The organism is Streptomyces sp. NPDC088794, from assembly GCF_044750545.1.
Classification (GTDB): Bacteria; Actinomycetota; Actinomycetes; order Streptomycetales; family Streptomycetaceae; genus Streptomyces.
In genome coordinates this window covers 1-12292 of record NZ_JBIVKB010000009.1, presented here as the reverse complement: position 1 = coordinate 12292, position 12292 = coordinate 1, and the positions used below count along the sequence as shown (strand labels likewise).

At 68.0% G+C, this 12292-nt stretch carries 14 protein-coding genes and 2 pseudogenes; 5 read left to right on the top strand and 11 right to left on the bottom strand.

Annotation, left to right across the window (positions count from 1 at the left end; genetic code table 11):
* Positions 1 to 21: 21 nt before the first annotated feature.
* A complete protein-coding gene (locus ACIP6U_RS24565) occupies positions 22 to 147 on the top strand; it encodes a hypothetical protein (RefSeq protein ID WP_401721546.1) in 126 nt (41 codons plus the stop codon).
* 183 nt (positions 148 to 330) lie between these two features.
* Here the strand turns inward: ACIP6U_RS24565 and ACIP6U_RS24560 are convergent, their stop codons facing one another.
* The 4 genes from ACIP6U_RS24560 to ACIP6U_RS24545 form a co-directional block, all read right to left on the bottom strand.
* Positions 331 to 990 (bottom strand): hypothetical protein, encoded by a 660-nt coding sequence (locus tag ACIP6U_RS24560; protein WP_401721544.1) that lies wholly within the window; start codon positions 988 to 990, stop codon positions 331 to 333.
* Positions 991 to 1039: 49 nt separating this feature from the next.
* Positions 1040 to 3244 (bottom strand): glycoside hydrolase domain-containing protein, encoded by a 2205-nt coding sequence (locus tag ACIP6U_RS24555; RefSeq protein WP_401721541.1) that lies wholly within the window; start codon positions 3242 to 3244, stop codon positions 1040 to 1042.
* A gap of 319 nt (positions 3245 to 3563) precedes the next feature.
* The gene (locus ACIP6U_RS24550) at positions 3564 to 3950 is read right to left on the bottom strand and encodes a hypothetical protein (RefSeq protein ID WP_401721538.1); all 387 of its coding nucleotides are present in this window, start codon (positions 3948 to 3950) and stop codon (positions 3564 to 3566) included.
* Positions 3951 to 4230: 280 nt separating this feature from the next.
* Positions 4231 to 4419, bottom strand: coding sequence for a hypothetical protein (locus ACIP6U_RS24545; RefSeq protein ID WP_401721537.1), 189 nt, complete (start codon positions 4417 to 4419; stop codon positions 4231 to 4233).
* 194 nt (positions 4420 to 4613) lie between these two features.
* Between ACIP6U_RS24545 and ACIP6U_RS24540 the strand changes: the two genes are divergently transcribed.
* Complete coding sequence (locus ACIP6U_RS24540; protein WP_401721534.1) at positions 4614 to 5393, top strand: hypothetical protein; 780 nt, start codon at positions 4614 to 4616, stop codon at positions 5391 to 5393.
* A 218-nt stretch (positions 5394 to 5611) separates the two neighbouring features.
* Here ACIP6U_RS24540 and ACIP6U_RS24535 read toward each other — a convergent pair.
* Both ACIP6U_RS24535 and ACIP6U_RS24530 read right to left on the bottom strand, forming a co-directional pair.
* Positions 5612 to 5917: pseudogene (locus tag ACIP6U_RS24535) on the bottom strand (cytochrome P450); the annotation flags it as partial.
* Between the two features lie 165 nt (positions 5918 to 6082).
* On the bottom strand, positions 6083 to 6652 hold the full coding sequence (locus ACIP6U_RS24530) for a TetR family transcriptional regulator (RefSeq protein WP_401721531.1): 570 nt from the start codon (positions 6650 to 6652) through the stop codon (positions 6083 to 6085).
* Between the two features lie 241 nt (positions 6653 to 6893).
* Here ACIP6U_RS24530 and ACIP6U_RS24525 point away from each other — a divergent pair, with 241 nt between their 5' ends.
* Positions 6894 to 7655, top strand: a complete 762-nt coding sequence (locus ACIP6U_RS24525; RefSeq protein WP_401721529.1) for an SDR family NAD(P)-dependent oxidoreductase — start codon at positions 6894 to 6896, stop codon at positions 7653 to 7655.
* Between the two features lie 432 nt (positions 7656 to 8087).
* Entirely contained in the window at positions 8088 to 8939 is an 852-nt protein-coding gene (locus ACIP6U_RS24520) for an alpha/beta fold hydrolase (RefSeq protein ID WP_401721527.1), read from the top strand.
* On the opposite strand, the pseudogene ACIP6U_RS24515 reads toward ACIP6U_RS24520, so the two are convergent.
* Positions 8830 to 9343: pseudogene (locus tag ACIP6U_RS24515) on the bottom strand (transposase family protein); the annotation flags it as partial. The gene ACIP6U_RS24520 and the pseudogene ACIP6U_RS24515 overlap by 110 nt on opposite strands.
* 59 nt (positions 9344 to 9402) lie before the next feature.
* On the opposite strand from ACIP6U_RS24515, the gene ACIP6U_RS24510 reads away from it, so the two are divergent.
* The gene (locus ACIP6U_RS24510; RefSeq protein WP_401721525.1) at positions 9403 to 9675 is read left to right on the top strand and encodes a YrhB domain-containing protein; all 273 of its coding nucleotides are present in this window, start codon (positions 9403 to 9405) and stop codon (positions 9673 to 9675) included.
* Between the two features lie 116 nt (positions 9676 to 9791).
* On the opposite strand, the gene ACIP6U_RS24505 is transcribed toward ACIP6U_RS24510, so the two are convergent.
* The 4 genes from ACIP6U_RS24505 to ACIP6U_RS24490 all read right to left on the bottom strand — a co-directional run bounded on the left by ACIP6U_RS24505 (position 9792) and on the right by ACIP6U_RS24490 (position 11978).
* The gene (locus ACIP6U_RS24505; RefSeq protein WP_401721523.1) at positions 9792 to 10217 is read right to left on the bottom strand and encodes an SRPBCC family protein; all 426 of its coding nucleotides are present in this window, start codon (positions 10215 to 10217) and stop codon (positions 9792 to 9794) included.
* A 154-nt stretch (positions 10218 to 10371) separates the two neighbouring features.
* Positions 10372 to 10587, bottom strand: a complete 216-nt coding sequence (locus tag ACIP6U_RS24500; RefSeq protein WP_401721521.1) for a hypothetical protein — start codon at positions 10585 to 10587, stop codon at positions 10372 to 10374.
* A 39-nt stretch (positions 10588 to 10626) separates the two neighbouring features.
* Positions 10627 to 10779 (bottom strand): hypothetical protein, encoded by a 153-nt coding sequence (locus ACIP6U_RS24495; protein ID WP_401721518.1) that lies wholly within the window; start codon positions 10777 to 10779, stop codon positions 10627 to 10629.
* A 359-nt stretch (positions 10780 to 11138) separates the two neighbouring features.
* The gene (locus ACIP6U_RS24490; protein WP_401721516.1) at positions 11139 to 11978 is read right to left on the bottom strand and encodes an RNA polymerase sigma factor SigF; all 840 of its coding nucleotides are present in this window, start codon (positions 11976 to 11978) and stop codon (positions 11139 to 11141) included.
* Positions 11979 to 12292: the final 314 nt, after the last annotated feature.

The following is a 12292-nucleotide window of genomic DNA, read 5'->3' as shown; positions in this document are numbered from 1 at the left end:
CAACTGCGGTAGCTGCCAGCTGTGTTCGGCCCTCAGGTCCAGCGGGACGGCGCCGTCGCCGCGACGTCCCGCAGTGATGCCGCCCCTCTGGTCGTGGTCGGCGACGCCCGCCTCTTCGTGACCGCTCTGCTGGTGCCCGATTCCTAGGCGGTCACCGCTTCCGCCGCATGGCACGGCCTGGCCGACGGGCCCGCCGAAGCGTCACGGCTTCGGCCGCCCGGTCCCGAGCACCACGACGATCTCGTCGCGGTGCTCGGGACCGCCCTCATGCCGCACGCGGCCGGCCGCTGTCCGGCACGCGCTGGGACGAGAAGTTCTGTTGTGCCCGTGTCAGGCGCCCAGTGCGAGCGTGCCCGCGCCTTGGCCGGGGCTGTCCTCCCAGCGGCGGATCCTGGCCGCGAGCCGCTTCAGGTGCGGGTGCGAGGGAGGTACGTCGATCTGGAAGTGGGACTCGTTCGGGCGGCGGAAGTCCCCTCCCCAGGCCACCACGTCCTGGCACTCCTTGAGAATGTCGCGGACGGCGGCCAGCTGGTGGGGGAAGAGGCCGCCCTTGGCGCCGTCCGGGTACCAGGTGGGGCGGATCGCGACCGCGGTCCCCGAGGCGTGGTTGGTCGCGTAGCCCTTCACAGTGCTGTCCACCGGGCGGAAACCGGTCACCTCGCCGTGGACGAGGGTGTCGATCTCGTAGTGGTAGCGGCGTATGACGTGGACGAGCACGGTGGCCGCCGCACCGATGCGCAGGGCCACGGAGACCGAACTGCCCGGCACCTGGCGGGTCCAGATGGCTCCCGAGGCGTCGGCCTGCGATTCCATCGGCCAGCCGTTGGCACTTGTGGGGAGGGCGCGCGGGCCTTCCTCGGCGGCCCGCGCGGAAGCGGAAGCGGACGCGGGGGAGGGAGCCACGAACGTCGCAAGGCCGGTCGCTGCCGTCAGGCCGAGTCCGGTGCGCAGTACACGACGGCGCGGCGGGTGCGGGGAGGAGAGGGTCATGCCGGTCCCGTCTGAGAGTGGGAGGTGCGATGGGCGGCGATCAGTGTCGTCACAGGCCACGCAGGGGCGCGTTGTACTTCTCGAACACCCGGTGCAGGCCGAGCATCGCGGTGCCGTAGTTCTGGGCTCGTCCCTCGGTGCCGTTGTAGCGGGCCAGCGTGAGCCGGGTGTGCTCCTCACCGGTGACCATGGAGGGCTGGGGAACGCCGATCTCGTCGGCTCCCTGGATCAGAACGGTGGGCACCGTACCGATGTTGTAGTTGTTGTCGTTGTGCAGTTGCTGCCAGACGTTCCACATGTCGTTGTCGTTGGCATCGTTCATGATGGTGCCGCTGATCAGGCCGGCCCGGATGCAGTGGTTGCGTCCGCGGATGGCGGTGGCGGCGAGGATCTGCGCGAGCCCGGTGCTGGAGTCGTTCTTCGTGCTGATTCCGGTCCCGTCGTAATGGTCGATGACCGCCTCGTCGCCGACGACATCCAGGGTGTTGTACATGCGCATCTCCCACAGCAGCGGGCTCTGGATGATGGCCTTGCGCATCCGGAAGGTGCGCGCGAGCTGGGTGACCAGCCCGTCGAAGCTCATCAGGATGTCGAACGCCTGCGTGGTCGACCGGTACGTGAGCACCTGGGCGCCCTCGCTCCCGCCCTCCTCCGGCACACCCAAGCTGTTGAGGAGATACGACTGGACGTCCGCGAGCAGCGAGTTCCGCCGGGACATGTCCATATTGACGTCCAGGTCAGCGGTGATCTGCTCGGGGTTGTAGGTGTTCTGGCCGGCGTCACGGCCGGACACGATGTTGTTGTCGATCTCGATGAGGCCGCTGCCCGCTCCCACCGAGATCGTGGAGATCTGGTCGAAGGCCCAGTCACCGGGCAGCGGATAGCCGAGATTCCCGGAGAACCCGGTGGACATGTCGCAGACGAAACTGGCCGAGGTGTATCCCGCGGCGGCGACGCGGCTGCATACGTTGCGGGGTCCGTAGATGCCCGCCAGGTACCCCTGGCCGTGCTCGTTGACGACGTCCCGGATCGCACGGAAGTGCGGAAGGATGTTGTCGGTGACCTCGTAGTCGAGAGCGTCGAAGTCGACCGCGAAGTAGATACGTGTGCCGGGCTTGAAGCCGTAGTGCTTCGCCCGCTCGATGGCGGCGAAAGCGTCGGCGACGCCCTGCTCGCGACGGAAGTACGCCGCCTCCCCGCCCCAGGTCTGGTAGATCGGGAAGCAGCTCAGACCGTAGGCCGCCATCCGGCCCAGCTCGCCGGACTTGATGTTCTTGTCGAGTGAGGAGTTGGGGACGTTGGACAGATAGCGGCCCACGATCTGGTAGCCCGCGTCCCTGAGCGCCGCCGCCCGCGCGTCGGTGACCTCGGTGACACAGTCGGCCGCGGTCCCCCTGCGGGTGGCGTCACCGGTGGACACCAGCAGCGAGGCCCAGGTCTGGAAGTCCCCTCGGCCGGTGACCGGGAGCTTCGCGAAGTTCTGGAAACTGCGCACCCGTGTCGCCAGGTCGGCGTCGAAGTGACTGTCGAAGAACACCCCGCCACGCTTGTTGAAGATCATGGCAGCGGTGAAGAGGCTCACCCACGTCCCCGACGAGCCCTCCGCGAGGGGGTTGTTCCTGATTCCCTGCTGGGTGCCGGGGCCGAAGACCCCGTTCGCCACGTCGTCACTCATGCCGATCTCGAACTGGATCGCGAACATCAGTGCCTTCTGCACATCCCGTGAGAAGTGACCGTCGCACGGCACGATGAAGAAGTTGCGGCGGCCGACATAGCGGCCGTTCATCCACTGCTGCACCACACGGGTCAGCTCGCTGCCGCCCTCGACGACGACGTAGGCGTCCATGGTGAGCAGCGCCTTGAACACCTTGGGCACGACACCGTCCGCGAAAGCGACGTCGACGCCCATGTTCTGCGTCAACTCGCGTACCGACGCGGCCACGGAGCCGTTGTAGGTGCCGTCGATGCCGCCACCGTCGTAACCCTTGCAGTACAGGGCGGACTGCAGCACCTTGAGGATCTTCTCGTGCTGGGTACCCGCGTTGATGACGGGATGGCGGGACTGGAGGGTGGCGAGCGTCGTCGGACCGAAGCTGTCGGACAGGGAGCCGATGCCCAACTCGTACTGGAGCGCCCGGGTCAGCGCGAACATGACGGGCCAACCGGTGCGGCCGTCCTCCTCGACCTTCGGGATTCCGGCCACGTTGTAGGAGTTGATGAACTTCTGTGCCTCGATGACCATCTGGTCGGCCACGCTGTGTCCTTTCACGGGCTCCTGCGCGGGTGCTCCGCCAGGCGCGGACGTCGGCTGCCACCGGGTGGTGCAGACGACGGGTGGGCGGCTCCGCCGCAGGTCGAGCGGGCGCGCGGTCTCCGGTGCGGGCGGGAACGGGACGGACGAGCCGGCAGGCTCAGCAGCCCGTCGAACCCGCCGTCATGGGCAGGGGACGGGCCGCACCCCCGCAGCCGGCCCGTCCCGCCGTTTCCCGTGACATCCGTCCCGACCCTGTCGCCCGGCACACCGGCAGTCGCTCGCGAACTGCTCTGTATCGGCCGGGACTTTGGGCGCCGCGTCAGCAGCCCGGGACGCCGTCGATCCAGTCGGTGGTGTTGTCGATGTAGTAGCTGGCCATGTAGCCGCGGTGGCCGCTCGGGGTGAGAACCCACACCCAGTACGGGTTGCCGCCGACGCTCTGAGCGCCCTCCTGCTGGCAGTACACCCACACCTGGGCCGGGTTGCTCACCGTGGTCTGCACGTCCGGGCAGTTGGCGGACGACGGGTACAGGTAGCACTGCTCCCCGCCGCCGGCACGGACATTGACACCGGAGGCCCATACGCCGTAGTAGCCCTCGCCATGACCGGTCGCGTGGGCGGCGCCCGCTGTGCCGACAACGAGGCCGGCGGTGGCGACGACGGTGGATGCCATGGCCACGGCGGCGGATTTCAGAGAACGGATCATGAGTGATTCCTTCTTGGGGAGTTGACGGTCGGTGCGGGTCGGGATGCCACACGAAGTCGGCACGCTCCGACAGCGGGAACCACGTGGGGAGAAACGAGAGCGCGCTCGACCCGCGATGGGGGTTGCCGGCCCGGAAGTCACTGTCCTAGGTGGTCCGGAACACGTGGTTCGGGCTGGACTGGGTGAGCCACCCGGACGTGTGCGCGTAGCCGGTGCCGTGCGAATGGCAGGTGCCGTCGGCGAAGGACCAGGTCCTGCCGCCGTCCGTGCTGATGTCCAGTCAGATCCAGCTACGCGGGTCCCGGCCGGAGCCGACGAGCGGGCCCCCGCCGTACTGACAGCCGTTGTAGTGGCCCGAGCGCACCTGGTCGGTGTTGATCGTCGCGACATCTGGCGCGCCAAGTGATCCCGCCACCGCTGCTGACCAGGCCGACCTCGGCAGTGGCCTGCGGCCCATGGAGCGACTCATGAGTTCCCCTCGTCTCAGAAGCAACGGCGTTGACCTACAACCGGCGACGTGGACAGACCCTAGCCAGACATCGGGCGCCGAAGTCCTGACACATGTCAGGGCAACTCTCAGCGCCTCGCTGCGGCCGACGTCCGACGAGCTGCATCAGCTGATCGCATAGCCTCTCCTGGCACGCACACGACAAGGGGAGGAACATGAGAGGCAGAACGGCCTGGGCCGCGGCCGGCGGGGCGGCGGTCCTGGTGCTGACGACGGCGACCGGGGCACACGCGGAGGGGCGGGGTGACGTCCGGGTGGTGAAGACCGTCGTCAACGGCGGCGGCAACGTCATCGTGGGCATCGCGAAGACGATCCGCTACCCGGTCGACATCACCGTCAAGGACAACTCGGGTGCGAAGGGACTCACGCACGTGAGCACCTTCAACAAATCGAGCGCCTACACCTTCGCGACCTGGAACGACGACTCGTCCTGCACGAAGAAGAGCGCGACGACATCGGTGTGCCGGGCCACGCTGACCATCGACCCCGCCTGGATCGCCGACAGCGACGACATCAACTCCAACACGGTCGCCGGTGTCTGGCAGGTCAACGCCACCGTCAAGGCGAACGACGGCGACTACTGGATCTCCGACGACATCGCCGACTACAAGGTCAAGCGGGCCGCCCAGCTCACCACGGTCATCGCACCCGAAAAGGCCGCCAAGAACGCCAAAGTGACCGTCACCGGCAAGCTCTCGCGGGCCAACTGGGAAGACCTGAAGTACCACGGGTACGCCGGGCAGCGGGTCAAGCTCCAGTTCAGGAAGAAGGGCGCCGCCCACTACAGCACGGTCAAGACTGTGACGACGGGCACCGTCGGGAAACTGACGACCAAGGTGACCGTCACCTCGGCGGGCAGCTGGCGCTGGTACTTCCCCGGCACGACGACCACCTCGCGGAAGGTGTCGGCCGGCGACACACTCAACCTGAAGTAGCGAGTTGCGAGTCGGCCCTGCGGTCTTCGCCGTCATACGCGACGATGCCGGCCCGTACGCACCGTACGGGCCGGCATCGACCGCTGACGTGGCCTCGGGGATGGGCACCGCCCACGCGGGTTCTCGCCTCCGCCTCGAACTCGCGCGGAACCGGACGCGGGACCACACACCAATCACCGGGTCGAACGCTCAGTCAGAGGGCCACGCCGCGCGCCTGCTCAGCCGCGGCCGTGCAGCCGTACCGGTAACTCCCGCCAGCCGAGCGTGATGAAGGAGGCCACCTGGCGCAGCTGGTCCGGGTCGGCCGCGAGGCTCATGTCGGGGAAACGCTCGAACAGGGTGGGGAGAACGGTCCGGGCCTCCATCCGCGCCAAGGGGGCGCCGATGCAGCGGTGAACGCCGATCCCGAATGCCATGTGGTCCTCGCCGTCGCGGGCCGCGTCGAACACGTGCGCGTCCGGGCTATGGCGGCCGGGGTCCCACCCGGCGGCGCCGTACGTCGTGATGATGGCGTCGCCGGCCGGGTGGTTGTGCTGACGGCTGACGGCTGACGGCTCCTGGGTCTGTTGGACCTATGGGGGGAGTGCTCCCGCCTCTGTGTCCCAGCAAGCCGTTCCCCTGTGCACGTTGTGCTCTTTCGCCGTTCTGATGCCGATCGGCCGAGGTCCGTCGAGTGCGGGGGAGGATCCTCAGCTCGCTCCGGGCCGCAGGAGTCGGGCCACCGCGGTGACGACGGCTTCCCGGTGCGACGAGACCCGGTTGGGGTCTCCGGGATCCCGACCGTCGGCGCGCAGCAGGCCGACCGGGGTCAGGTACCAGGCCTGCGCCACGGCGTAGATGAAGACCAGTACGTCGACGGCGGTCAGCGGGGCGCTGTCGGCGCTCGACACGGCCGTGGTCTTGGCGAGGTAGGTCTCCATCGGCTCGGCCGCGGACTGCGGCCGCTCCAGCTGGGCCCACATCGCCAGGCGCAGGGTGGTCGGCTCGCGACGGTGGTAGTCGAACAGGTCACCCGCCCACCCCGCCAGGTCGTCCGGTCGGGGCGGCACTGCCGCCGCCATGGAGGTGATCGCCTTGGTCAGTGCCGCTTCGAAGAGCTGGTCCTTACCTCCGTAGTAGGCGTAGATCATCCGAACGTTTGTCCCGGCCGCCTTCGCGATCCGCTCCACCCTGCCGCCTGCATGACCGTGCTCGGCGAACTCGGCGAGCGCTGCCTGCAGGATCCGGGCCTTTGTCGTCTGGGCATCGCGTGGCGGCATGGTTCTCAGTTCTCCAGAAGGTGCACGCCGCGTTTGACAGCGCATCGAGGTGCTCCTAGCCTAACGGTAAATAAGTAGTTACTTACTTACGGGTTGTGCCCTGGGCGGCGCGCGCCGCGCGCCGGGACTTCCGGACGGACCGAGACGCCGTGTGCGGTCGGCCCGTACGGGCACGGCCGTCCACCGACCGCGCCGCGCCCGTTGCGAGGGTCGGAAATGCCAGGCGATGAGGAGCAGAGCCATGACCGCAGACAGGACCGCACTGGTCACAGGGGCCAACCGAGGGCTGGGGCGCAGCACGGCCGGGGCGCTGGCCCGCCAGGGCATCAAAGTGGTGCTCACCTACCGAAGTGGGGCGGACGGGGCCGCCGAGACCCTTCGTCTGATCGAGGAGGAGGGCGGCGAGGCGGCAGCGCTGCGCCTGGACATCGCCGATGCCGGTTCCTTCCCGGCGTTCACCGAACAACTCATCACCGAACTGCGCAACCGGTGGGGCACCGACCGGCTGGACGTGCTGGTCAACAATGCGGGGATCGGCCTGTTCGACGCCTTGGAGAAGGTCACCCTCGAACAGTTCGACGACCTGGTCGGTACCAACTTCCGTGGCACCTTCTTCCTCATCCAGGCATTGGTGCCGCACATCCCCGACGGCGGCAGCATCGTCAACGTCTCCACTTCACTGACCCGCCATGTCAGCCCGGGCACCGCTGTCTACGCGGCCTCGAAGGCGGCCGTCGAGGCCCTCTCGCGCAGCCTCGCCGGTGAACTGGGCCCGCGCGGCATCCGCGTCAACACCGTCGCCCCCGGCCCGAGTGCCACCGACTTCAACGGCGGCGCTATGCGCGACGGCCCGGAGCTGCGTGGCTTCCTCGCTGCCCACACCGCGCTGGGCAGGGTGGGCGACGCCGACGAGATCGGTGACGCCATCGTCTCCCTTGTCTCGCCCGGCCTGCGCTGGGTCACCGCCGAGCGGATCGAGGTCTCGGGCGGCGCCCTGCTCTGACCCGTTGCAGACGCCTCCGGCCTCCGGGACACCACTGCGTGTCCCGGAGGCCGGAGGCACGTTCGAGGCCCCGCTCGCCGGCCCCTCACCGGCGGTCGGCGAGCACCCGGCGCTCCACGGACGGCGCAGCGGCGGTTCGGTCTTCCTGCCATCCGGCCGCTCTGATCCGGGACGATCGGCGTTCCCGCCAGTGCGGCAGCGGAGCGGTGCCGCCGAGCATCGTGACAGGTCAGTGGGGTCCTGTGCATGTTCATCGGCTGTTGATTCGCGGCCCCCAGTCTTGAGTCATCGGCCAGAGCGCACACCGCACGGGCCGACGGCATGGTGGACATGCCGACCGGAGCGGATCCGGGTCCCCGCACACATCGTGGCGGCCACGGGACACCGCACCGGTGGACGCAGCGGGGTCCGCCGCACCAGCGGACCCGGACCATGAAAGAGGACACGAGCCATGACGCAGACCATCCCGGATTCGACTACCAGCGCGTCGCGGGCGCCGACGGTGTGGAGCTGAATGTCGCCGTGGGCGGCTCCGGGAGCCCCATCGCGCTGCTGCACGGGTTCCCCGAGACCCACCTGATGTGGCGGCACGTGGCCGAGGACCTGGCCGCGGATCACACCGTCATCTGCCCCGACCTGCGCGGCTACGGCGACAGTGACAAGCCCGCCGAGACCGGCCCGGACGTCTACTCCAAGCGGACGATGGCTGAAGACGCCGTTGCCGTAGCCCGTGCGCTGGGTCACGAGCAGTTCGCACTCGTCGGGCACGACCGCGGCGCCCTGGTGGCCTTCCGGGCGGGCCTGGACCACCCGGACACCATCACCCACCTTGCGTGCCTGGATGTCCTGCCGACGTTGGACATGTGGGAGGCGCTGCACGGGGTGCAAGCGGCGGTGGGATTCCACCTGTACCTGATGGCGCAGCCGTCCGGCCTGCCCGAGCAGATGATCCAGAACAGCTCGGACGCGTTCTTCTCCTACTTCCTCGACGTCTGGGCCAACGACCCCCAGGCCGTGCCCCCGGCCGTCCGCCAGGTCTACCTCGACGCGTGCCGCAACGCCGTGCCGTCCATCGTCGCCGACTACCGCGCCTCCGCGGGCATCGACATAGACCACGACCGGGCTGACCGCGCCGCAGGACGCAAGATCACGATGCCGCTCTCCGTCCTGCAGGGCGGCCGACGGCGTCCTTCGCGCCTGACAACTCCCATGCCTTGCAGTCGTTGCGGTTGCCGGGCAGCGGCTGGCCGACGGCGACGACGAGCCGGCTGTCGGCGTCGATGACGACCTGATGGTTGGTCGAGTACCGGTAGTTCTTCGACTGCTCGGCCACCTGGTGGTCGCGGGGTGGGCACCAGCGTGCCGTCCACGATCAGCACCGTGTCCCGACGGAATCGTCTGCGGGGCTGGAACGCCGGCGATGGCCCGAGGCGGTCGATGATGCGGTCGGCCGCGGACTTCAAGATCCCGAACAGCGGAGCCAACTACCCCATCGTGAGGTTCGTCCGCCAATACGCGGCGACCAGCAGAACCCGGACCTCCAGAGGCAGGCTCCACGGCCGGCCCTTACGTACTGGATCCGCACCCTGCCGCCGCAACGCGGCTATCAGTTTGCCGAACTGACGTGGGCTCAGCCCGGAGAACGGGGCTGTCCAGGACGGCTTCGACGCCGTGATCACACCAGCCACGCGCGGATCATCCCAGGACAGTTAGGGTGCGCTTCGTTGAACCAAAGGACTGGAGACCGATGATGGAGCGCGAAGAAGCTCTGCAACTCGCGGTGGCGTTCCTGGCGCGCAGCCAGCGCGATGACGAGCCGCCCCTTGCCATCGACGCGGAGCTGGTCCGCGAGAGCAACGGACTCCTGATCGTGCCCTACAACTCCGTGCAGTACCTCGCCTCGCGTGACCCGAGACAACAGCTGCTGGACTGCTGGCCCATCCTCGTCGACCTTGATCGCGGAGACATACGCTTCGGGACCCTCGACGAGCGGCACCTATGGAAGAACCCAACCACCTGACGCGGCTGAGGCCGTCCACGACCGCACCGCGTCGGCCGACACCGTGCGGTGGTCGATCGCCTCCGCCCATCTGGCCCGGAGTGCTTGAAGGGGGTCGAAGGTGCACGGGCGCCCGGTCAGGGTGCTGTCGTCGTCTCAGCCAGTTTCTGGAACTCGCCCAGGTCATAGTTGGCGAGCGCGGAGTCCAGATTGGTGAGCGCGCCGAGGTGTTCGATGAACCCCTTCGGGTCGTACTCGATCTGCAAGGTGACTCGGCTGGTCGTGTCGCTGAGGCGGTGGAACGTGACCACCCCGGCGTGATCGACACCGTCCACGGTGTGCCAGGCGATCCGGTCCTCGGGGATCACCTCGGTGAGTTCCGCGACGAAGTTCTTTTCGGCGCCGGGGAGTTTCAGTTGCCAGGCGAAACGTTGTCCGTCGAGCCTGTCGACTCGACGTACGTGGCTCAGAAAGGTCGGCCACCTGGTGACGTCACTCCAGAGTGCCCATGCGACGGACACAGGGGCCTGAATATCGACAGTTTCGACTAGAGAGGCGGACACTTGACGACTCCTCACACAGGGGCTTCTTCCGGAAGGGCAGTGAATTCCTGCTACCCGGGATGAAACTGCACATGCGTCGTTGTTGAGTGTTGCCCGCGTGAGCCGGGGACTTCGGTCTTTCGGGTCCCCGGCTCACGCCTGGTCACCAGCAGATCTACCGCTGTGGTCTGCTCGCCTTTATCCGGGTCGCGATGAAAACGAAGGCGGTGTAGACCACGGCAAGTCCTATGCCGATCCACCCTTTTGTGTTGCCGCTCAGGACCATTGCGATGCCGACAAGTACCAGGATCACGGAGAGCGCGTAGGTCAGCAGGGCATTTCTGCGCATGGCGGTCTGAGAGCCGTAGGTCGCTCTACCGAATCTGCTCATGGTTGTCTCTTTTGGTGGTTCGGCGTCTCTCACGGGACGTCAGCTGACCGCTTTGCCGACGTCGTAGGCGGCAGTGGCGCGCACCGCCTGGCCGAGGACTTCTGACGCCCCGGCTGTGGTGACGGCGAAGAACCCGAGTGCGAACTGGCAGGCGGTTTCGGTGGCGAGTCCTGCTGCCGCGCCGCCGGCCATCGACAGCAGGTCGTCGGTGTCGCCGTGTACAGGTACGGGTTTTCTTCGTGGCAGGAGGTGTCGGGCTGGGTGAAGCGGCCGATGTAGGCGTCGTCGTAGCGGGCCCGCGGGTGGTAGAGGCCGATGGCGGCGGTGAGGCAGAAGCGTCATGCGCAGGCGCGGCTCCGCCACGTGCTCACCAGCGCGGACCGGCGTGCGCGGGCAGTGAGAAGCCTTCGCGGTGTCGAACGCCGGGGCGGCGATGTCCACTCCGAAGATCGGACGTACCCCGGCGCTCACCGTGGCGGGCGGAGGCCCGGAAGCGTCGTGGAGTGCGTGAGACTCTCCATCGCGTGATTCCGAGCTGCGGGTCGGGGTGGTCAGTCCGTGGCGAGCATGCCTGCGCGGAGTTTCGCGAGGGTGCGGGAGATGAGGCGGGAGACGTGCATCTGGGAGACGCCGAGGTGTTCGCCGATCTGGGCCTGGGTGAGTTCGTCGACGAACCGCATGTGGATGATGCGCCGTTCGCGATCGTCGAGTTCGGCGATCAGGGGGGCCAGGGCGTTGAAGTCCTCGACGAGTTCGAGGGCCTTGTCGTCGAGGCCGATGAAGTCGGCCAGCGCGGCTTCGCCGTCGTCGCTGGAGCCGATGGTGGCGTCGAGGGAGGCGGAGTTGTAGCCGTTGGAGGCGAGGCGCGCTTCGATGACCTCTTCCTCGCTGAGGCACATCAGCTGGGAGAGTTCCTTGGTGGTGGGCATACGGCCGAGTCGGCTGCGGAGCTCTTCGTTGGCTTTGGCGAGTTGGACGCGGGCTTCCTGGAGGCGGCGGGGGACGTGGACGGCCCAGGAGGTGTCGCGGAAGAAGCGCTTGATCTCGCCGGTGATGTAGGGGATGGCGAAGGAGGTGAACTCGACTTCGCGGGTGAGCTCGAACCGGTCGATGGCCTTGATCAGGCCGATCGTGCCGACCTGGACGATGTCCTCCATCTCGTCCTGGTCACGGCTGCGGAACCGCGAAGCCGCGTATCGGACGAGCGTGACGTTCATTTCGATGAGCGTGTTGCGCGCGTACTGGTACTCGGCCGTGCCCTCTTCGAGGACGCCGAGCTGGTCGAGGAACAGCCTGGTCAGCTGACGGGCGTCCTTGGGAGCGACCTGCGAAGGGTCCGCGATCTCCGGCAGCACCACGGTCTGTGCCTCTGCCGTCTTCGTCACCGTCATGTCAGGCCCCTCCGCGTGATCCAGGCTCCGTGTCGCCGGTTCCTTGTCCACCGACAGTGATCGACTTACCCGGGTTCGCAGAATGCATTCCAGGTGTTTTCAGAGCGGGTGTGTCGCTGCCGTCGGTGCAGAGTGGCGGGGCGCGGTGGGGCTGGGGGCGGGGATGCCTGGTGGTCGGGTGCGGGTCGGTGGTGATCCACGGAAGTGGGGGGGGGGGGGGGGTGTGCGGGCCCCCCCCCCACGGGGCGGGGTGGCGGGGCTACGTGGAGCCGGGGGGGGGTGTACAGCGCAGCCCACGCGGGGGTCGCGCCGCG